This is a genomic window from Georgenia sunbinii (genome assembly GCF_036421875.1).
Taxonomy (GTDB): domain Bacteria; phylum Actinomycetota; class Actinomycetes; order Actinomycetales; family Actinomycetaceae; genus Georgenia_B; species Georgenia_B sunbinii.
Map to the genome: position 1 here is coordinate 692,064 of NZ_JAZGOL010000002.1, position 23,188 is coordinate 715,251.

Annotated in this window: 3 protein-coding genes; all 3 read left to right on the forward strand. The window is 69.8% G+C overall.

From position 1 onward, the window contains the following. Positions 1-10: 10 nt before the first annotated feature. The 3 genes from V2J52_RS07605 to V2J52_RS07615 all read left to right on the forward strand — a co-directional run bounded on the left by V2J52_RS07605 (position 11) and on the right by V2J52_RS07615 (position 23,068). On the forward strand, positions 11-2,503 hold the full coding sequence (locus tag V2J52_RS07605) for a helix-turn-helix transcriptional regulator (RefSeq protein ID WP_331227062.1): 2,493 nt from the start codon (positions 11-13) through the stop codon (positions 2,501-2,503). Positions 2,504-2,730: 227 nt separating this feature from the next. Beyond that, positions 2,731-10,008, forward strand: coding sequence for a DUF7927 domain-containing protein (locus V2J52_RS07610; protein ID WP_331227063.1), 7,278 nt, complete (start codon positions 2,731-2,733; stop codon positions 10,006-10,008). A gap of 469 nt (positions 10,009-10,477) precedes the next feature. After that, entirely contained in the window at positions 10,478-23,068 is a 12,591-nt protein-coding gene (locus V2J52_RS07615; RefSeq protein ID WP_331227064.1) for a DUF7927 domain-containing protein, read from the forward strand. Positions 23,069-23,188: the final 120 nt, after the last annotated feature.

Here is a 23,188-nt window from a genome sequence, read left to right on the forward strand (position 1 = left end):
GTTACCACGGGTGCCCACCAGCTTCGTACCGTCGGCGGCGGTTGCGGAGCTGGCGGCGAAGCTGCCGCCGCTGACGGTGCTGCGCGCACTGCGAGGGTTCGGCAAGACCACCACGGCCGCGTACTGGCTGCGCCGCCGTGAGTTCCAGGACCGTGCCGTCGCCTGGGTGTCGACCGGTGACAGCACGACGGCCGGCGTCCTGTGGCGCGCGGTGCACGACACGCTCGCGCTTGCCGGACTCACGGCCCTGAGGCCGGATCCCGGGCTGCCGGACGTCGAGGACGCCCTGGCGCAGCTCGATGAGCGGCTCGTGCTGGTCATCGACAGTCTCGACGCGGTCGACGACGCCGAGGTCGATACCGCTCTGGTCGAGCTCGTTCAGGCGTCCGACATGCTGCACCTGGTGGTGATGACGCGTCGTCGTCGCCCGATCGTCGACTTCGGTCCGCTGATGGTGGACACCATCGTCCTCACCGAGCGGGAGCTGGCGCTGGACGCCGGCCAGGTACGGTCACTCGCGCGCGAGCTCGGCCGCGAGATCACGGGGGCCGAAGCGCAGCGGCTGACGGAGCGCTTCGCGGGGTGGCCGGCCCCCGTGCGCGGAGTGCTGCTCGACTCCGAGCGTGACGCCCACGGCCGGCTGGACGTCGACATGGGAGCGGTGACCCGGTTCGCCACGCTCGCCATCCGGGACCCGGGCAGCGACGACTGGCACCGGGTGATGGCCGCGCTCGCGGTGCCGGAGACACTGTCCCCAGGGGACCTGGACGCCCTGGTGGAGCTCGGCGAGGACCGGGTCATGGCAGCGGAGCTGATGGACTCACCGTTCGTCGTTCATCACGGTGAGAACGGCAGCTGCGTCGCACCGATGCTGCGGTCGGTGCTGCGCACCGTGCTGAGAGCGGAGGATCCCGAGCGGTTCCGCCGCCTCAACGAGGTCATGGCACGGCGCCGGCGCGACGAGTACCGTCCCGGAGCGGCGCTTGGCCACGCCGTCGATGCCGAGGCGTGGCCGCTGGTCCTCAGCCTGCTCGAGGACAACTGGGCAGAGCTGTACGGCTCCCACCGCGCTGAGCTGAGGGCGGCGGTGGACGCCCTCCCCCGGGAGATCGTCCAGTCCAGCGCACGACTCATCGTCGCCCGGGACTACATGCTCGACAACACGATGGTGGTCAACGCTGCGGACACTGTGCGCAGCGGCCTGCTCGTCCCCGACGCGGACCTGCGGGTGCGCCCGCTGACCACCACCCAGCGCCTCGTCCTGCGCTTCGACGGACGGCCCACCCCGGGGGCGGCCGAGATCCTGCTCGGTCGGCTGGACAGCGACCAGCGTGATCACGGTGACGGACTCCCGCCGCACGTCGCACGCGCGATCCCCGAGCTGCTGACGCAGTGGGGGTTGTCGATGCTCTACGACAACAACGGGGTCGGCGCGGCCTACGGGTTCGCGCTTGCCGGCCGGCTGGCGGCCGACGTGGGGGACGGCGTCGCGGCGCGCGAGGCAGCGATCGGAGCGGGGCTGGCGATGGCGCTGCTCGGGCACCTCCGCGACGCAGAGGCCTGGCTGGCGCGGGCGCTGACCCTCTCCGGCGAGTCGTCGGCCTTCGAGACGGTGGCCGGGCCGATGGCCCGGCGGGTCATTGCCTCGCTGCGGCTGATCGACTCCGGCGAGCTGCCGCTGCACGACGAGGTTGTCGACCACGGGCTCACTCCGCTCGTCGAGCTGACCCGGCTGGCCCGCGCTCAGACCGACCTCTTCCGCGGCGACCTCGCCCGGGCGGCGGCGCGCCTGCGCCGGCCCGACATGCACTCCTTCGGTACCGACCGCCCGTTGGTCGTCTCGACGGCGACCGCGATCCACGCCGAGCTGGCGCTCGTCGAGGGGAAGCTCGACCGCGCAACGACGGTGCTGCGAGACGCCACGGATGACGGGCCGGTGATGCGGTCGGTGCGCGCCCGGCACGCCTTCTACATCGGCGCCCACCGTCAGGTACTACGCATGACGGCGGACGCGCTCGACTACGCCGGCCCCCGTCCCCGTGCCGGTCTCGAGCTCCTGCTCCTGCGGGCGTGCACACTGCTGCGGCTGGGCCGGCACGGAGCGGCCGCCGACATCCTCGGCAGCGCGGTGGCGATCGCGGCCGACAGCGGTGTGCTGCTGCCGTTCCTCACCGTGCCACGCGGCGACCTGCTAGAGATCGCCGCCGCCGACTCCTACGCGCGCGACTTCCTGGCCAGCCCGGCGCTCGCGGACCGGCCGGGCATCTTCCCTGCACCGTTGCGAGTGGACGAGCTGAGCGTCGCCGAGCTCCGGGTGCTGCGCGAGCTTGCCGCCGGGGCGCCGCTCGCCCACATCGGCCGGCGGCTGTTCATTGCCGAGTCGACCGTCAAGACTCACGTGCGCCGCATCTACCGTAAGCTCGGCGTCAGCTCGAGGGCCGAGGCGCTGCACCGGGCGCGAGAGCTGTCACTGCTCAGCGGCCCCGACCCGGCGGATCTGTAGGCGCAGGTGGTCGTCGGACTCGGTTCCTGCTGCCCTGGTTGCTCACCCTCGAGCAGTGTGCGGATCATCTGCTAATCACCCGACATTTCCTCCGATGGGTGGTGGTCCCGGTGGTGAGGTGATGTTCTCGCCGATCACCGAGGAGTCCTGCCGTGCGACATGCTGCCCGTCCGACCCGCCGTCCCACTCGCCTGCGCCGTGGTTCCCGCGCACTGTTCACCGGACTGGTGAGCCTGACCCTCGTGATGGGAGGCAGCTCGTCGATCGCGTCGCCGAGCTCCGATCCACCGACGCCGAACGATTCCGAGGTGGAGGCGCTGCTGCGGGAGGCCATCGAGGCTGACGACGCAGCGCCGGACAGTGAGGTCGTGGGCGACGACACTGCTGATGTCGCAGCACCGGACGAGGAGGCTGCGGCACCGGACGACGCTGCAGCGCCCGAGGGGGAGGTCGCGCCGCCGGCCAGCGTCGTAGACGACGCACCGAGCGCCACCGCCGACGACGTACCCATCGCCGACGACGACGGCGCGGATGTGGCGCCGCAGGCGTCCGACGTGACCCCGTTCTTCGTGCCAGAGGGCCCCCCGGGCGAGGACGAGGCGAAGCTCATCATCCGCACAGGTGGTGACCGGACCGGTACCGGCCCGACGAGCACGACGGTGACCCCCCTCGAGGGCGCTACCTTCGAGTTCTTCCAGACCGACAACCCGAACAACCTCACCGGCGGCACGACCACCGGCGAGAGCTGTACCACCGACGCGACCGGCGCGTGTGGCGTCTTCCTCGACCTGGAGTCCGGGACGAACTACTTCTACGCGGTGCAGACGGATGCCCCGGCCGGCTGGATCATCCCGACCGAATGGGCGGAGGGTACCAACTACCGCTTCTCCACCCGCCTCGGCGTCAACAGCAATGACAGCGCAGCAGAGCGCACCCAGTTCCTGCCCCAGCAGATCCCGGGCACCGCGCCGGACCCGGTGTGGGCGAGCGTGCGGCCCAACCCGACAGCGCCGCCGCAGTGTGGCCTGGACATGGCGATGGTCGTCGACCTCTCGAACTCCGTGACGGACAGCAATGACCTGCTGGCCCAGTACAAGGACGCTGCGACGGGCTTCGTCGATGCGCTGACCGGCACACCGTCGCAGATCGCGTTGCACACCTTCGCTACCAACGCCCCGGCCAACGGCTCGAGCAACGGCGGCATGCCGCTGACCACCGTCGCCACCGCGAGCGGTGCCTCCGCGCTCACCGCCCGCATCAACGGCTTCACCGCGACCCCGGACAACAACGACGGCGGCACGAACTGGGACCGCGGCTTCCACCAGGTCGCAGAGTCCGCTGACGAGTACGACGTCGTCCTGTTCCTCACCGATGGCGCCCCCACCTTCCACCGGAACGCCTTCGGCACCGGCAGCACGACGAACATCCGCGAGGTCAACGAGGCGATCCTGTCGGCCAACGCCGTCAAGGCGACCGGCGCGCAGGTCGTGCTCGTCGGCATCGGTCCGGCGGCAACCCTTCCTGGCGCCGACATCCGCATCCCGTTGGTCTCCGGCCCGGTCGAGGGCACCGACTACTTCGTGACCGCCTTCGACGAGCTCGCCGAGACGCTCGAGGAGATCGCCACCGCGAACTGTGCCGGCACGCTGACCGTGGTCAAGGAGGTCCAGGAGCCCGACGGTGACGTGGTCGACGGCGGCGCGGGCTGGAACTTCACCACCGCCACGGCGGGCGTGACGCCCGCCTCTGCCACGACCGACGCGACGAGCGCGGTCAACTTCGAGGTCTCCTACCCCGACGACTTCACCCGTCCGGTGACCATCACCGAGACGCCGCAAGAGGGGTACGAGCTCGCTCAGGTCGACGGTCAGAACGCGGTCTGCGTTGACACCGGCGCCGGCACCGCTGTGCCGGTGACCAACGTAGGCGCGCTCGGCTTCACCGTCGACGTCCCTGCGGCGGACATCATCAGCTGTACCGTCCGCAACGCCGAGGTGCCGCCGGACTACGACGACCTCACCGTGACGAAGACCGCCCTGCCGAGCTTCGACCGGGACTACGACTGGGAGATCGAGAAGCTGGCCCAGGTGGATCGGATCGAGGTACCTGCCGGTGACGACGCCACCTTCACCTACGACGTCAGCGTCACCCCGAGCGCGCCGGTCGACTCCGGGTTCGAGGTCACCGGCGTCATCTCGGTGACCAACCCGAACGACGACGTCACCTTCACCGGTGTCGACGTCATCGACACGCTCGCCGACCTGCCCGGATCCACCTGCACGGTGACCGGCGGGACCGACCTCGAGATCGCTCCTGGCGCCACCTTCGAGGTGGCGTACTCCTGCACCCTTACCGGCGCCACGGCAACGACGGTCGGCACGAACACCGCCACCGCCACCTGGGACGCCGCGGCGTATCTCGGGACCAGCGGCGAGGCGACCACCTCCGAGCCGTTCGACTTCGCCACCACGGCACCGAGCGTGACCGACGGCGCCGTCGTCGTCACCGACTCCGAGATCGACCTCGCCGACTACGACGACGGCACGCAGGTGGGCAACATCGTGCTGGCCGAGGACGGCCCGGCCGTCTTCACCTACGAGCTCGACTGGCCCGGCGTCCCGGGCCAGTGCGTGGACTACCCGAACACCGCCACCATCGTCAACGCCGTCGGCCCCGCCATCGCGGCCGTCGGTGACATCGGGATCCTCGCCGTCGACGACTCGAGCACCGAGATCGTCACGGTCTGCGCCGGGCTCGACCTGGACGTCGAGAAGAACGTCGTCCACTCCTTCGACCGCACCTACCTGTGGACCATCGACAAGGTCGCCGACGAGACGGTCGTCGACGGCGACCCGGCCACCGGGATCGCCACCTTCGACTACACGGTGACCGCCACCCCGGTGCTGCCGCCGAACGGCTGGACCGACAGCGCCTGGGCGATGTCTGGTGAGATCACGGTGACCAACCCGAACGAGTGGCTCGACATCACCGCGGACATCACCGACGCGGTCGACGTCGGCGGCGGCGCGACGTGTGCCGTCACCGACGGCACCGACGTGCTGGTCGGCGCGGGCGCGTCGGTCACGCTCGACTACCTGTGCACCTTCACCGCGCAGCCCGCCTACGCAGGCACCAACACCGCGACCGCCACCTGGGCGGACTCCGTACCGACGCCGACCAGCTCGGCGACCGGCACCGGGGACGTCGCCGCGGACGCGTGGTCGGTGAACCCGGTCAACAACGTGATCGACGTCGTCGACGACAAGACCGACCCGGCCAACCCGGTCAACCTCGGTCCTGCGACCTGGAACGAGACCGGCACTCCGACCGTCTTCACCTACTCCCTCGAGCTGCCCGGGACCCCGGGCGAGTGCGTCGACTTCACCAACACGGCCTGGATCGCGCAGACGCAGCAGGAGGCGACCGAGGTCGTCACCGCCTGCCTCACCGCACCGCTGGAGGTGACCAAGACCGCCGAGGCGTCGTTCGACCGGACCTACCTGTGGGACATCACCAAGGAGGTCGACGCCACCACGGTGACGGTCGACGAGGAGACCGGCGAGGCGGAGTTCGAGTACACCGTCAGCGCGGTGCCGAACGGGTCGACCGACTCCGGCTGGTCGCTCGACGGCGAGATCAGCGTGACCAACCCGAACACCTTCGAGTCCGCGACGGTCACCGTGACCGACGCCGTGGACGTGGGCGGCGGCGCGGTCTGCACCGTCGCCGACGGCGTGGACGTGGAGATCGCGGCCGGCGCCAGCAAGGTGTTCGACTACTCCTGCACCTTCACCGGCGAGCCGGACTACGAGGGCGTGAACACCGCGACCGTCGTCGCCGGTGGCGAGACGTTCAGCGGCGCCGCCGACGTCACCTTCGACCTGGATGGCGAGACGGACCTGACGGTCGACGTCGTCGACGACCAGACCGACCCGGCCAACCCGGTGCCCCTCGGTCAGGCGACGTGGAACGCGGCCGGCACGCCGGTCGAGTTCACCTACTCGCTCACCCACGTGGGTGTCCCCGGGGAGTGTGTCGACTTCACCAACACCGCCTGGCTCGAGGTCCAGGGTGATGATCCGACCGCCGAGCAGACCGTCGAGGTCTGCGTCGAAGCACCGCTGGTGGTGACGAAGTCCGCCGACGCCACCTACGACCGCCTCTACGAGTGGGACATCGACAAGTCGGTCGACGACACCGACATCGAGGTGGACGAGAACGGCCAGGCCACCTTCACCTACACGGTGGACGCGGTCGCCGAAGGGTTCACCGACTCCGGCTGGGAGATGACCGGCACCATCACGGTCCAGAACCCCAACGAGTACGACTCCGGCAGCATCACGGTGGACGTCGCCGACGTCACCGACGTCGGGGCGACCTGCACCGTCGACGGTGGCACCGACCTCACCGTGGCCCCTGGGGCAACCGAGGAGCTCACGTACTCCTGCACCTTCGACGAGGAGCCGGATTACACGGGCAGCAACACCGCCACCGTGACCTGGACGAACGCTGACGGTGACGTCGATGGAGCCAGTGACACGGTCCCGGTCGAGTTTGTTGCCGATGTGGTCACCGACGAGACCATCGAGGTGTGGGACGACAAGACCGACCCGGCCAACCCGGTGCTCCTGGGCGCGGCCACCTGGTCCGACGAGTCGAGCCACCAGTTCAGCTACGACGTCGTGCACCAGGGCGTCGGTGGTCAGTGCCTGGAGTTCACCAACACCGCCTGGCTCGAGCTCGAGTCCGGACCCGGCGATAACGACTCCACCACCGTGGAGCTGTGCGTGGACTCGCCGCTGACGCACGACAAGACAGCGGTGTCTGCTGACCAGCTGCCTGACGGCACGTGGCAGGTGCGCTACGAGATCGACGTCGTCAACGACGCCCTGTTCGACGCGGTCTACAGCCTCTCCGACACCTTGGAGTTCGGCGAGGGCATCACCCCTGAGTCCGCGATCTGGCTCCTCCAGGGCACTGCCACCGGCGGGGCCTGGTCCGGGCTGCCGGACGAGACCACCACGGTGCTTGCGACAGACGCCACGATCGCTGCCGGTACCACCCACACCTACGTCGTGCTGGTCACCGCCGATGTCGCCGAGGGCGTCACCGGCACCGTGCCCGCGCAGTGCTCGGGCGACGATGGCACGGATGGTGGCGGGTTCCTCAACGCCGCCACCCTCACGTCCGGTGACCTGGAGGAGACGGCTCGCGACTGCGTCGAGCCGGCCGCTCCGTCGATCCTCAAGACCTTCGAGACGCTGACGGAGAACGACGACGGGACGTGGGACGTGGTCTACACGCTCGCGGTGGCGAACCTCGACGAGACGGCGTCGGTCGCCTACGACCTGGTCGACGAGCCGGCGTTCGTGTCCGGTGCGGTGATCGAGGGGGCGTCGGTGGTGAACACCGCGCCCGGTGACATCGTCACCAGCCCGGACTTCGACGCGATCGCCAACGTCGACATCGTGTCCGGACAGACGCTGGCGCCCGAGACCACCGATGTCTACACGGTGACGGTGACGGTCGATCTTTCGGACCTCACTTTGGTCGAGGAGCCGGGGAGCCGCGAGTGTGGCGTCAACGGGTCCAACGGGGGCCGCGGGCTGTTCAACGAGGCCACCATCACCTCGGGCAACGACGACTACGCCGACGAAGCCTGCGTGCCGGTCCCGGGCCCTGAGCTCGACGTCGAGAAGACGGCGGTCTCGGCGATCCAGAACGCGGACGGTTCGTGGACGGTGACCTACGTGGTCGTCGCCGCCAACGTGTCCAGCGTCGGTGCGCTCTACGACCTCACCGACACCATCGAGTTCGGCGACGGCATCACGCCGACCGAGGCCACCTGGACGCTGGCCGACCCGGCCAACGCGGGGGAGTGGGCCGACCCGGCCACCGACCCGACGGCCGTGCTGGCCACCGACCGGCCGCTGGCCGGTGGGGAGACCCACACCTACACGGTCGTCGTCGACGCGACGGTCGGGGCCGGAGTCATCGGCTCCGACCCCGGACAGTGCGAGAACTACCTCGGTGAGGACGGCGGCTTCCTCAACAGCGTCATCCTCACCGCCCACGGCCAGGAGGTCACCGACGAGGACTGCCTCGAGCCGGAGCTGCCGGATCTCGAGAAGCTGTTCGGCTCGGCCGTCCAGCTGCCGGACGGCACCTGGGGCGTGACGTACACCCTGGTCGTGGACAACTCGGGCAATGACTCCCGCGCCTTCTACGACCTGGCCGACGCGCCTCACTTCGCCGACGGCGTGACGATCCTCGACCAGTCGGTCCTGGACGTCACGGACGGGGGGACCCCGGTGGAGATCGCATGGGACGGCACCTCGGCGATCGTCGAGGATGTGGAGGTCGCCGCCGGTGACGTCCACACCTACCAGGTGACCTTCAACGTGCAGGTGTCGGCCGGTATCCCGGCCGATGACCTCGAGTGCGAGCCCGGACAGGGTGGGCGTGGGTTCTTCAACTCCGCGACGCTGACCACCGGGCCGGACTCCATCGAGGACGACGACTGTGGGCCGATCACCGAGTCGGTCGTCCCGACGGTCACCAAGACCGTCGCCGACGGCTCACCAGTCCTTAACGCCGACGGCACGTGGACGATCGTCTACGACGTCCTCGTCACCACCCCGGAGGCGAACACCCTGGTCGCGACGTACGACCTGTCCGACGAGCTCGACTTCGGGGAAGGCATCACGGTCCTCGACGCGGCCATCGCTGCCGGCAACGCGGACACCCCCGACCCGCTCGGCTCGTGGACCGGGATCGTGCCGGACATCGCGGTGACCGACGGCGAGGTCCTGCTGCCGGCCGGCGTGAGCCACGTGTACACCGTCACGGTGGACGCAGCGGTCGGCGAGGGGGTCATCGGGACGGAGGCCGGCGAGTGCTACACCGGTGAGGTGCCGCACGCCGGCGGCTTCCTCAACACGGTCACGCTGACCACCGACGGGATCGAGCGCACCGACGACGCGTGCGCCGAGCCCGTCCCCGCACCGTGGACGCTGGAGAAGACGTCCGACCCGGTCTCCGGATCGACGGTCGACCCGGGTGACGTCATCACCTACACGCTGACCGCGACCCCGACCGGTGAGCACGGGCCGGTGGGCGTGGAGGTGCGCGACAACCTCTTGGACGTCCTGGAGCATGCAGCCGGCTACGGCGACATCGTGGCCTCAACGGGCACGACCAGCTGGGACGGCGACGTGCTGGTGTGGGACATCGGGACGTTGGCGGAGACGGCGACCCTCACCTACGCGGTGATCGTCGACGACGATGCCTGGGACGTCACCCTGGTCAACGTCGCCACCGGCAGTGGGTCAACCCCGCCGACCTGCGTGGGGGACTGTTCCACGACCCACATCACGCCACCCGAGCCGGGGAAGCCGGACCTGCCGACGACGGGTGCGCAGCTGGGCGGATGGATCGCCGCAGCGTTCGTGCTCACCCTCACCGGCCTCGCACTCACGACTGTCCGGCGGCGCCGGCAGACGTGACACGAGCTGGTGCGGACCGCGGCGTCGTTCCCCCCGATGACACCGCGGTCCGCACCACCATCCGGAACCGGACCGATCCCGCCCGATCGGTGAAGGAACCGGGCGGGGACGGTCGAACCGCACCATCGACGTGGCGTTTGTGATCGGCGCCAGTCGACGCGCACCGACCGTCCCAGCGGGCGGGGCAGCTGACAGCTGCCCCGCCCGTTCGTCATTCCCGACGGTCCGCCCTGCCTGGGGGTGAGGACCGCAGCTCACGGGGTGAGCCGCGGCCCTCACCCTCTCTTCGCCCTCGACGAGAAGGTGGTCAGGTGTCGATCACCCCGACATAGCGCCGTTTGCAGGCGATTCCGGTGATGAAGTGACATCCTCGCCGATCACGAGGAGCCCCCTCATGCGCCATGCCGCACGCCCATCTCGTCGCCGTTCGACCACCCGTCGCGGCCCACGTGCCGTCTTCACGGCGCTGGTGAGCCTCACGCTCATCATGGGCGGAAGCTCATCGATCGCCACCCCGGACGACGACCCGCCCCTCGACCCCGCGGAGATCGAGGCGCAGCTCCTCGCCGCGATCGAGAGCGACGCCGAGGTCGAGTCCACCGATGAGGCGGACGTCGCGGGCGGCAACGACGCGGAGGTCGCTGCGCCGGCCGACAGTGACGACGCCGCGGCAGCGGACGGTGCTCAGCCGACGCCCGTGGAGGTGGAAGCACCCGCGGCGGCGGCGGCCGCCACGGACATCGGCGTCATGGCCGTCGGAGTTCCGCCTGGAAACCCAGGGAACAACCAGGCCAAGCTCATCGTCCGGGCGGGCGGTGACCGCACCGGGACGGGTAACACCAGCCAGACGGTGAATCCGCTGGCGGGTATGACGTACCAGTTCCATCGGACGACCAACGGCGGCATCAGCGGAGGCACGAACCTCGGTACAGCGGGGCAGTGCACGACCGACGCCACGGGCATGTGCGGCATCATCACGGGCCTGCCCGAGGCGGGCGGCGGCTGGTTCGGGAACTATGACCACTTCTACGCCGTCGCGATCGACGCACCGGCGGGCTGGCTCGCTCCGTCCTCGTGGAGTGAGGGCAACAACTACCGCTTCGAGTCCGGCCCGATCACTCGGAACGGCAACGCCAGCGACCGCACCGTCACCCTGCCGCCCGCGGGAGTGAGCAACAGGACCGTGTCGAACCCGACGTGGGCGAACGTCCGCGACAACAACCCGGCGCCTCAGCAGTGCGGCATCGACCTCGCGGTCGTCGTCGACCTGTCGAACTCGGTGGCCAACCCGACGCCCGCCAACCCGAGCCTGCTCCTCCAGTACAAGGCTGCAGCGAACGAGTTCGTCGACGCGCTCACCGGCACCCCGTCGCGGATTGCACTGCACACCTTCGCGACCAACGCCCCCGCGAACGGCCCGTTGAACGGGTCGCAAGCTCTGACGTCGGTGGCCACACCGGGCTCGGCCTCGCCGGTCAAGGCACGGATCGACGGCTTTACGCCAACAACGGACAGCAACGACGGTGGCACCAACTGGGACCGCGGCTTCCACCAGATCGTCGAGTCCAACGAGGTCTACGACGTCGTCATGTTCCTCACCGACGGCGCCCCGACCTTCCAGCGCAACGGTCTCGGTCCGGGGAGCTCGACGACGAACCACGAGGTCAACGAGGCGATCCACTCGGCCAACGCCGTCAAGGCACTGCCCAACGCGCCGGCCGTGCTCGCCGTCGGTATCGGTGAAGGTGCAAGCACGGACGCAGCGGCGAACCGTCTCTCGCTCATCTCCGGCCCTGAGGACGGCACTGACTATTTCCGCACCGACTTCGACGAGCTCGCCGAGACCCTGCGTGACATCGCCACCGCGAGCTGCGGTGGGTCGCTGACCGTCGTCAAGCAGATCGTCGACGCCGACGGCGACGTGGTGGACGACTCCCCCGGCGGCTGGGAGTTCACCGCCACGAGCGACGACGCCATCCTCGAGGGCGACAGCGGCCTCACCGGCGTCCTCGCGCGCGACACCGACGCCGACACCGGCGCCGTGAACTTCGGCCTCGACTTCGGGGACAACATGACCGCCGCCCGGTCGGTCGGGGTCACCGAGACCCAGCAGGCCGGCTTCGAGCTCGTGGAGCAGGGCGGCCAGAACGCCGTGTGTACCGCCGACGGCGCAAACCGGACAGTGACCGACGCCGGGGCGCTCGGCTTCACGGTCGACGTCGGCCCGGCAGAGGTCGTCAACTGCATCGTCCAGAACCGCGAGCTGCCGCCGGACTACGACGACCTCGTCGTGTCCAAGACCGTCCTCCCCGCCTTCGACCGCGACTACGACTGGCAGATCGAGAAGCTCGCCCGCGAGGACCGCATCGAGGTTCCCGCCGGGCAGGACGCGACCTTCACCTACGACGTCGCCGTCACCCCGAGCGAGCCGGCCGACTCCGGCTTCGCGATCAGCGGCACCATCACCGTCGAGAACCCGAACGACATCGCGATCAGCGGCGTCGACGTCAGCGACTCACTCGTCGACCTCCCTGGCGCGACCTGCGCGGTGACCAACGGGACCGGTCTCACGATCGACGCCGGCGGCAGTTACGACCTGCACTACTCCTGCACCGTCATCGGAGCAACGGCGGCCACGGCCGGCGTCAACACCGCGACCGCTACCTGGGACGCCGCGGACTACCCGGGCACCACCGGCACAGCGACCACCACGGCGGACTTCGACTTCGCCGCTGCCGAGCCACGAGTCACCGACGACGTCGTCGTCGTCACCGACACGGAGATCGAGCTCGAGGACTACGACGACGGCACGCAGGTGGGCAACCTCGTGCGCGCCGAGGACGGCGCGACGGTCTTCACCTACGGGATGACCTGGCCGAGCGAGCCCGGTCAGTGCGTGGACCACCCGAACACCGCGACGATCTCCAACGGCCCTGGCGCCAACGTGGCGCGGGGCATCGGTCCGATGGCGGTGAGCGACTCGAGCACCGAGATCGTCACCGTCTGCGCCGGTCTCGACCTTGACGTCGAGAAGAACGTCGTCAGCTCTTTCGACCGGACGTACCTCTGGACGATCGACAAGGTCGCCGACGAGACCGTGGTCCACGCGGACCCGGCCACCGGGACCGCGACCTTCGACTACACGGTGACCGCGACCCCCATCCTGCCGCCGAACGGCTGGACCGACAGCGCCTGGGCGATGTCTGGTGAGATCACGGTGAGCAACCCGAACGAGTGGCTCGACATCACCGCGGACGTCACCGACGAGGTGAGTGTGGGCGGCGGCGCGATCTGTACCGTCGCCGGCGGCACCGCTGTCACCATCGGCGCCGACGAGTCCGTCACGCTCGACTACCTGTGCACCTTCACCAGCCAGCCGAGCTACTCGGGCACCAACACCGCGACCGCCACCTGGGCAGACACGGTCCCGACGCCGAACGGCTCCGCGACCGGCACCGCTGATGTCGCCGTCGCCGAGTGGTCGGTGACCCCGATCAACGACGTCGTCGACGTCTACGACGACAAGACCGACCCGGACGCCGAGCCCGTCCACCTCGGTGAGGCCGAGTGGAACGCGACCGGCACCCCGACCGTCTTCACCTACTCCCTCGACCAGCAGGGCACCCCCGGCCAGTGCGTCGACTTCGACAACCGCGCCTGGATCCAGCAGACGGAGCAGGACGCGGACGAGACCGTCGCCGCCTGCCTCACCGCGCCGCTGCAGGTGTCCAAGACCGCTGCGGCGTCCTTCGACCGCACCTACCTGTGGGACATCGAGAAGGACGTCGACCGCACCACGGTGACGGTGGACGAGGAGACCGGCGAGGCCGAGTTCGACTACACGGTCAGCGCAGTACCCGGCGGTGCCGAGGACTCCGGCTGGACCCTCGATGGCCAGATCACGGTGACCAACCCGAACGTCTTCGAGTCGGCGACGGTCACCGTGACCGACGCGGTGAACGTCGGGGGCGGCGCTGTGTGCGTCGTCGTCGACGGCGTGGACGCGCAGATCGCAGCCGGTGCCACCGAGGTGTTCGACTACTCGTGCTCCTTCACCGACCAGCCCTCCTACGAGGGTGTGAACACCGCGACCGTCGTCTCCGACGGCGAGACGTTCACCGGCACCGCCGACGTCGAGTTCGAGCTCGACGGCGAGACCGACAAGACCGTCGACGTCGTCGACGACAAGACCGACCCGACCGACCCGGTCGTCCTCGGTGAGGCCACGTGGAACGCGGCCGGCACGCCGGTCGAGTTCGACTACTCGCTGACGCATGCGGGTGTTCCGGGGCAGTGTGTCGACTTCACCAACACCGCCTGGCTCGAGGTCGCCGGGGACGACCCGACGGCAGACCAGACCGTCGAGGTCTGCGTCGAGGCGCCGCTGCAGGTGTCCAAGACCGCTGCGGCGTCCTTCGACCGGACCTACCTGTGGGACATCGAGAAGGACGTCGACCGCACCACGGTGACGGTGGACGAGGAGACCGGCGAGGCGGACTTCGAGTACGTGGTCGCCGCGATCCCGAACGGCTTCGACGACTCCGGCTGGACCCTCGATGGCCAGATCACGGTGACCAACCCGAACGTCTTCGAGTCGGCGACGGTCACCGTGACCGACGCCGTCAACGTCGGCGGCGGCGCGGTGTGCGAGGTTGTCGGCGGTGCGGACGCGGAGATCGCGGCCGGTGCCACCGAGGTGTTCGACTACTCGTGCTCCTTCACCGGCGAGCCCTCCTACGAGGGTGTGAACACCGCGACCGTCGTCTCCGGCGGCGAGACGTTCACCGGCACCGCCGACGTCGAGTTCGAGCTCGACGGCGAGACCGACAAGACCGTCGACGTCGTCGACGACAAGACCGACCCGGCCAACCCGGTCGTCCTCGGTGAGGCCACGTGGAACGCGGCCGGCACGCCGGTCGAGTTCGACTACTCGCTGACGCATGCGGGTGTTCCGGGGCAGTGTGTCGACTTCACCAACACCGCCTGGCTCGAGGTCGCCGGGGACGACCCGACGGCAGACCAGACCGTCGAGGTCTGCGTCGAGGCGCCGCTGCAGGTGTCCAAGACCGCTGCGGCGTCCTTCGACCGGACCTACCTGTGGGACATCGAGAAGGACGTCGACCGCACCACGGTGACGGTGGACGAGGAGACCGGCGAGGCGGACTTCGAGTACGTGGTCGCCGCGATCCCGAACGGCTTCGACGACTCCGGCTGGACCCTCGATGGCCAGATCACGGTGACCAACCCGAACGTCTTCGAGTCGGCGACGGTCACCGTGACCGACGCCGTCAACGTCGGCGGCGGCGCGGTGTGCGAGGTTGTCGGCGGTGCGGACGCGGAGATCGCGGCCGGTGCCACCGAGGTGTTCGACTACTCGTGCTCCTTCACCGGCGAGCCCTCCTACGAGGGTGTGAACACCGCGACCGTCGTCTCCGGCGGCGAGACGTTCACCGGCACCGCCGACGTCGAGTTCGAGCTCGACGGCGAGACCGACAAGACCGTCGACGTCGTCGACGACAAGACCGACCCGGCCAACCCGGTCGTCCTCGGTGAGGCGACGTGGAACGCGGCCGGCACGCCGGTCGAGCTCCCCTACTCCCTGACGCACGTCGGGGTGCCCGGGCAGTGTGTCGACTTCACCAACACCGCCTGGCTCGAGGTGGCCGGGCAGGTTCCGGCCGCTGGCCAGACCGTCGAGGTCTGTGTCGAGGCACCGCTGCAGGTGGCCAAGACCGCCGAGGCGTCGTTCGACCGCACGTATCTGTGGGACATCAGCAAGGACGTCAACCGGACAACGGTCGAGGTCGACGGCTCCACGGCGAGCTTCAACTACACGGTCAGGGCGGTGCCGAGCGGATTCGTCGACTCCGGATGGACCCTCGACGGCGAGATCAGCGTGACCAACCCGAATGTCTTCGAGCCGGCGACGGTCACCGTGACCGACGCCGTCAACGTCGGCGGCGGCGCGGTGTGCGAGGTTGTCGGCGGTGCGGACGCGGAGATCGCGGCCGGTGCCACCGAGGTGTTCGACTACTCCTGCAGCTTCACCGGCGAGCCCTCCTACGAGGGTGTGAACACCGCGACCGTCGTCTCCGACGGTGAGACGTTCACCGGCACCGCCGACGTCGAGTTCGAGCTCGACGGCGAGACCGACAAGACCGTCGACGTCGTCGACGACAAGACCGACCCGGCCAACCCGGTCGTCCTCGGTGAGGCGACGTGGAACGCGGCCGGCACGCCGGTCGAGCTCCCCTACTCCCTGACGCACGTCGGGGTGCCCGGGCAGTGTGTCGACTTCACCAACACCGCCTGGCTCGAGGTGGCCGGGCAGGTTCCGGCCGCTGGCCAGACCGTCGAGGTCTGTGTCGAGGCACCGCTGCAGGTGGCCAAGACCGCCGAGGCGTCGTTCGACCGCACGTATCTGTGGGACATCAGCAAGGACGTCAACCGGACAACGGTCGAGGTCGACGGCTCCACGGCGAGCTTCAACTACACGGTCAGGGCGGTGCCGAGCGGATTCGTCGACTCCGGATGGACCCTCGACGGCGAGATCAGCGTGACCAACCCGAATGTCTTCGAGCCGGCGACGGTCACCGTGACCGACGCCGTCAACGTCGGCGGCGGCGCGGTGTGCGAGGTTGTCGGCGGTGCGGACGCGGAGATCGCGGCCGGTGCCACCGAGGTGTTCGACTACTCCTGCAGCTTCACCGGCGAGCCCTCCTACGAGGGTGTGAACACCGCGACCGTCGTCTCCGACGGTGAGACGTTCACCGGCACCGCCGACGTCGAGTTCGAGCTCGACGGCGAGACCGACAAGACCGTCGACGTCGTCGACGACAAGACCGACCCGGCCAACCCGGTCTCGCTCGGGACTGCCACCTGGAACGCGGCGAGCACGCCCCGGACCTTCACCTACCCGCTCACCCACGAGGGCGTCCCCGGACAGTGCGTGGACTTCACGAACACCGCGTGGGTCGCGGTCACGGGTGACGACCCCGAGGCCGGCGTCACGGTCACGGTCTGCGCCGAGGACGACATCACCGTCGTCAAGACGGCGACCGCGAGCTACGACCGCCTCTACGGGTGGGACATCGACAAGTCGGTCGACGACACCGAGATCGAGGTCGACGAGGACGGCCGAGCCACCTACACCTACCTGGTCGACGCCGTCACCGACGGCTTCGTCGACTCCGACTGGGAGATGGCCGGGACCATCACGGTCCACAACCCCAACGAGTACGACGACGGTGCCATCACGGTGAACGTCGTCGACGTCACCGACGTGGGGGCGACCTGCGCCGTCGAGGGCGGCTCGAACCTCATCCTGGCACCGGGAGCGACGCAGACCCTCGACTACTCCTGCACCTTCGACGAGGAGCCGGAGTACGAGGGGACCAACACCGCCACGGTCAGCTGGACCGGCGCCGGCGGCAACGCCGACGAGGTCAGCCACACCGTCCCGGTCGAGTTCGCGGCCGACGTCGTCACCGACCTGACGATCGACGTCTGGGACGACAAGACCGACCCGACCACGCCGATCTACCTCGGCGAGGCGACCTGGACCGACGAGGCGAGCCACGAGTTCAGCTACGACGTCGTCCACCAGGGCGTGGGCGGGCAGTGCGTGGAGCTCACCAACACCGCCTGGCTCGACCTCGCGGCCGGTCGTGGACCGGACGACTCGACCACGGTCGAGCTGTGCGTCGACTCCCCGGTGGCCCACGACAAGACCGCCGTCTCGGCGAACCAGCTGGACAGCGGCAAGTGGCAGGTGCGCTACGAGATCGACGTCGTCAACGACGCGCAGTTCGACGCGGTGTACAGCCTCTCCGACACGCTGGAGCTCGGCGGCGGCATCACCCCCGAGAGCGCCTTCTGGCTCCTCCAGGGCACGGCCACCGGTGGTGTCTGGGCCGGGCTGCCGGACGAGACCACCACGGTGATCGCCACGGATGCCACCATCGCCGCGGGCAGCACCCACACCTACGTGGTGCTCGTGACCGCTGACGTCGCCGCCGGCGTCGTCGGCAGTGGGGCCGGGCAGTGCTCGGGCGACGACGGCACCGACGGTGGCGGGTTCCTCAACGCGGCCCGGCTCACCGCCGGCCAGCAGGACGAGACTGCCCGTGACTGCCTCGAGCCGGCCGCGCCGGAGACGAGCAAGACCGCCGGCGATCTCGTCGAGAACGCCGACGGCACCTGGACGGTCAGCTACGAGCTGACCGCCACCAACCCGACCGCCGATCAGGACCTGCACTACTCCCTGGTCGACCAGCTCGACTTCGCCGGTGGCGTCTCGATCGTCTCGGCCACCGTCAGCGGTGCGGCGGGATCGCCGACGCCGAACACCGGCTGGGACGGGATCACCAACGCCTCGGTGGTCGAGGACGAGCCGATCTCGGGAGGCCAGAGCCACACCTACGCGGTGACCGTGGTCGTGGACCTCTCGGGTGACATCGCCGACGCGGACCGCCAGTGCTCGACCGACGTCGGGGGTGGTACGGGCCTGTTCAACGGCTCGACGCTGACCTCCGGCAACGACGACTACGACGACGACGCCTGCGTCGACATCCCCGAGCCGACGGTCGAGGTCGGCAAGACCGCGACGTCGGTGGGCCAGAACGTCGACGGCTCGTGGACAGTGACCTACGAGGTCGTCGCGTCCAACGACACGAGCCTGGGCGGCACCTACGACCTCACCGACACCCTCGAGCTCGGTGCGGGCATCACCCCGACCGTCGCGACCTGGTCGCTGGCCGACCCGGCCGACGCGGGGGAGTGGACCGACCCGGCCGCCGAGCCGACGGCCACGCTGGCCACCGACCGGCTGCTGGCCGGCGGGGACAGCCACACCTACACGGTGACCGTCACCGCCGAGGTCGCCGCCGGCGTCATCGGCTCCGAGCCCGGGCAGTGCTCGGGTGACGGCGGCACCGACGGCGGCGGTTTCCTCAACGCTGCGACCCTCACCGCCTACGGCGACCCGCAGACCGACCGCGACTGCCGCGAGCCGGTGGCGCCCTCGATCGACAAGACCTTCGAGACGCTGACCGAGAACGCCGATGGCACGTGGGACGTGGTCTACACGCTCGACGTCGTCAACCCGCACCCGGTCACGGTGGCCTACGACCTCGTCGACGAGCCGGCGTTCGTGGCCGGCGCGGCGATCGAGGGTGCGTCGGTGGTCAACACCGCCCCCGGTGACATCGTCACCAACCCGGGCTTCGACGCCGTGAGCGACCTGGCGATCGTGTCCGGCCAGGTGCTGACGGCCGACTCCACCCACAGCTACACGGTGACGGTGACGGTCGACCTGTCCGGCGTCACGGCGACCGACGGGGCGGGCGCTCGCCAGTGCGGCGACGAGGGCGACCGGACTGACCACGGGCTGTACAACGACGCGACCATCACCTCGGGCAACGACGACTACGCCGACGACGCCTGCGTGCCGGTCCCGGACCCGACGGTCGAGGTCGCCAAGTCCGCCACCTCGGCCCTCCAGAGCTCGGACGGCAGCTGGACGGTGACCTACGAGGTCCTCGCGACCAACACCTCCAGCGTCGGTGGCGCCTACGACCTGACCGACACCATCGAGTTCGGCGAGGGCATCACCCCGACGGCGGCGACCTGGTCGCTCGTCGACCCGGTCGTCGAGGGTGAGTGGGCCGATCCGGCCACCGAGCCGACCGCCACGTTGGCAGCCGACCGGCCGCTGGCCGGCGGCGACAGCCACAGCTACGTCGTCGTCGTGGACGCGACGGTCGCGGCCGGTGTCATCGGCTCCGAGCCCGGGCAGTGCTCGGGCGACGACGGTACCGACGGCGGCGGCTTCCTCAACTCCGTGACGCTGACCGCGCACGGCGCAGAGAGCACCGACGCCGACTGCCTCGAGCCGGCGCTGCCGGACTTCGACAAGCTGTTCGGCTCCGCCGTCCAGCAGGGCAATGCCACGTGGGACGTCACGTACACGCTGGTCGTGGACAACTCGGGCAACGACTCCCGGGCGTACTACGAGCTGACCGACGCACCGCACTTCGCGGCGGGCGTGACCATCCTGGGTCAGTCGGTCAACGACGTGACCGACCCGGCCGCCCCGGCGGACATCGCCTGGGACGGCACCTCGGCGATCGTCGAGGGCGCGGAGGTCGCCGCTGGCGACGTCCACACCTATGAGGTGACCTTCAACGTGCGGGTCTCGGCGGGCATCCCGGCAGAGAACCTCACGTGCGACCCGGTCGAGGGCGAGGGCTACGGGTTCTTCAACTCCGCGGAGCTCTCGTCCGGCCCGGACACCATCCCGGGCGCGGACTGCGGCGACATCACCGAGTCCGTCGTCCCGACGGTCACCAAGACGGTGACCGACGGCTCGCCGGTGCAGAACGTCGACGGAACCTGGGCCATCGTCTACGACGTCGTTGTGACCACCCCGGTGGCCAACACGCTGACAGCCGTCTACGAGCTGGACGACACCATCGAGTTCGGTGAGGGCATCACGGTGAGCTCCGCGGCGATCGCCGCGGCGAACGGCGACACCCCCGCCCCGCTGACCACGTGGACTGGCGTCGCGCCGGACACCGCGGTCACCGACGGCGAGGTCGTGCTGCCGGCCGGCACCACCCACACCTACACGGTGACGGTGCAGGCCGATGTCACCGAGGGCGTCGTCGGCTCGGAGGCCGGCCGGTGCTACACGGGCGAGGTGCCCGTGGCCGGTGGCTTCCTCAACACGGTCACCCTGACCACCGACGACGTCGAGCGCTACGACGACGCCTGCGCCGAGCCGGTGGCGCCGTCGATCTCGAAGACCTTCGAGACGCTGACGGAGAACGCCGACGGCACCTGGGACGTCGTCTACGAGCTCGACGTGGTCAACCCCCACGACGTGGGAGTGGCCTACGACCTCGTCGACGAGCCCGTCTTCGCGACCGGCGTGGTGATCGAGGGTGCCGCGGTGGTCAACACCGCCCCCGGCGACATCGCCACCAACCCGGCCTTCGACGCGGTCAGCGACCTCGGGATCGTCTCGGCTCAGGTGCTGGCTGCCGGTACGACCCACACCTACACGGTGACGGTGACCGTCGACCTGTCCGCCATGACCGCGACGGACCTTTCCGAGGACCGGGTCTGTGGTGTCAACGGCTCGAGCGCCGGCCACGGCCTGTTCAACGGGGCGACCATCACCTCGGGCAATGACGAGTACTCCGACGACGCCTGCGTCGACATCCCGGACCCGACGGTCGAGGTCGCCAAGACCGCGACGTCGGCGCTGCAGAACTCGGACGGCAGCTGGACGGTGACCTACGAGGTCGAGGCCTCCAACACCTCCAGCGTCGGTGGCGCCTACGACCTCACGGACACCATTGACTTCGGTGAGGGCATCACGCCGACGGCGGCCACCTGGTCGCTGCGGGACTCCGAGCTCGACGGCGAGTGGGCCGACCCGGCCACCGAGCCGACCGCCACGCTGGCGACCGACCGGCCGCTGGCCGGCGGGGCTGACCACACCTACGTCGTCGTCGTGGACGCGACGGTCGCGGCTGGTGTCATCGGCTCCGAGCCTGGGCAGTGCTCGGGCGACGACGGCACCGGTGGCGGTGGCTTCCTCAACTCCGTGACGCTGACCGCGCACGGCGAGGAGAGCGCCGCCGCTGACTGCCTCGAGCCGGCGCTGCCGGACTTCGAGAAGCTGTTCGGTTCCGCCGCTCAGCTGCCGGACACGACCTGGGGTGTGACGTACACGCTGGTCGTGGACAACTCGGGCAACCTGTCGAGGGCGTTCTACGACCTGGCCGACGCGCCGCTGTTTGCCGAGGGCGTCGAGATCCTCGGTCAGTCGGTGCTGGATGTGACCGACGTGACCACCCCGGTGGAGATTGAGTTGGACGGCACCTCGGCGATCGTCGAGGGCGCGGAGGTCGCCGCCGGTGACGTCCACACCTACGAGGTGACCTTCAACGTGCGGGTCTCGGCGGACATCCCGGCCGAGAACCTCACCTGCGACCCGATCGAGGGCGCCGGATCCGGGTTCTTCAACTCGGCAACGCTGACGAGCGGCCCGGACACCATCCCGGGTGAGGACTGCGGTGACATCACCGAGTCCGTCGTCCCGACGGTCACCAAGACCGTCACCGACGACTCGCCGGTGCTGAACGACGACGGCACGTGGACCATCGACTACGACGTGGTCGTGACGACGCCGGAGGCGAACACGCTGGCGGCGGTCTACCAGCTGGATGACGAGCTGGTGTTCGGTGAGGGCATCACGGTCCTCGGCGCGGCCGTTGTGGCCGGCAACGGGGACACACCGGACCCGCTGGGCTCGTGGACCGGCCTCGCGCCGGATATCGCGGTGACCGACGGTGAGATCGTGCTGCCGGCCGGCGTGAGCCACATGTACACCGTCTCGGTGGACGCGGGGGTGGCCGACGGCGTCATCGGTTCGGTGGCGGGGCAGTGCTACACCGGTGAGGTGCCGCAGGCCGGTGGCTTCCTCAACACGGTCACGCTGACCACCGACGGGATCGAGCGCACGGACGACGCGTGCGCCGAGCCCGGGCCCTCGCCATGGACGCTGTCCAAGACGTCCGACCCGGTCTCCGGGTCGCAGGTCGACCCGGGTGACGTCATCGAGTACACCCTGACCGCGACCCCGGCCGGCGAGTACGCGCCGGTGGGAGTGCAGGTGCAGGACGACCTCGCCGACGTCCTCGAGCATGCCGCCGGCTACGGCGACATCGTGGCCTCCACGGGTACGACCAGCTGGGACGGTGACGTCCTCGTCTGGGACATCGGAACCCTTGCGGAGACGGCAACCCTCACCTACTCGGTGGTCGTCGACGACGATGCCTGGGACGTCACCCTGGTCAACGTCGTCACCGGTGGCTCGACCCCGGCGACCTGCATCGGCGACTGCGCCACGACCCACACCACGCCACCGAGGCCGGACCACCCGGACCTGCCGACGACGGGTGCGCAGCTGCGCGGCTGGATCGCCGCGGCGCTCGTCCTCACCCTCGTCGGGGTTGCGCTCACGACTGTCCGGCGGCGCCGGCAGACGTGACAAGAGCTGGTGCGGACCACGGTGTTGTTCCCCCCGATGACACCGCGGTCCGCACCACTAGATGGCACCGAACCGATCACCCCCGATCGGTGACGGTGCCGGACGGGGACGTGTTCGGAC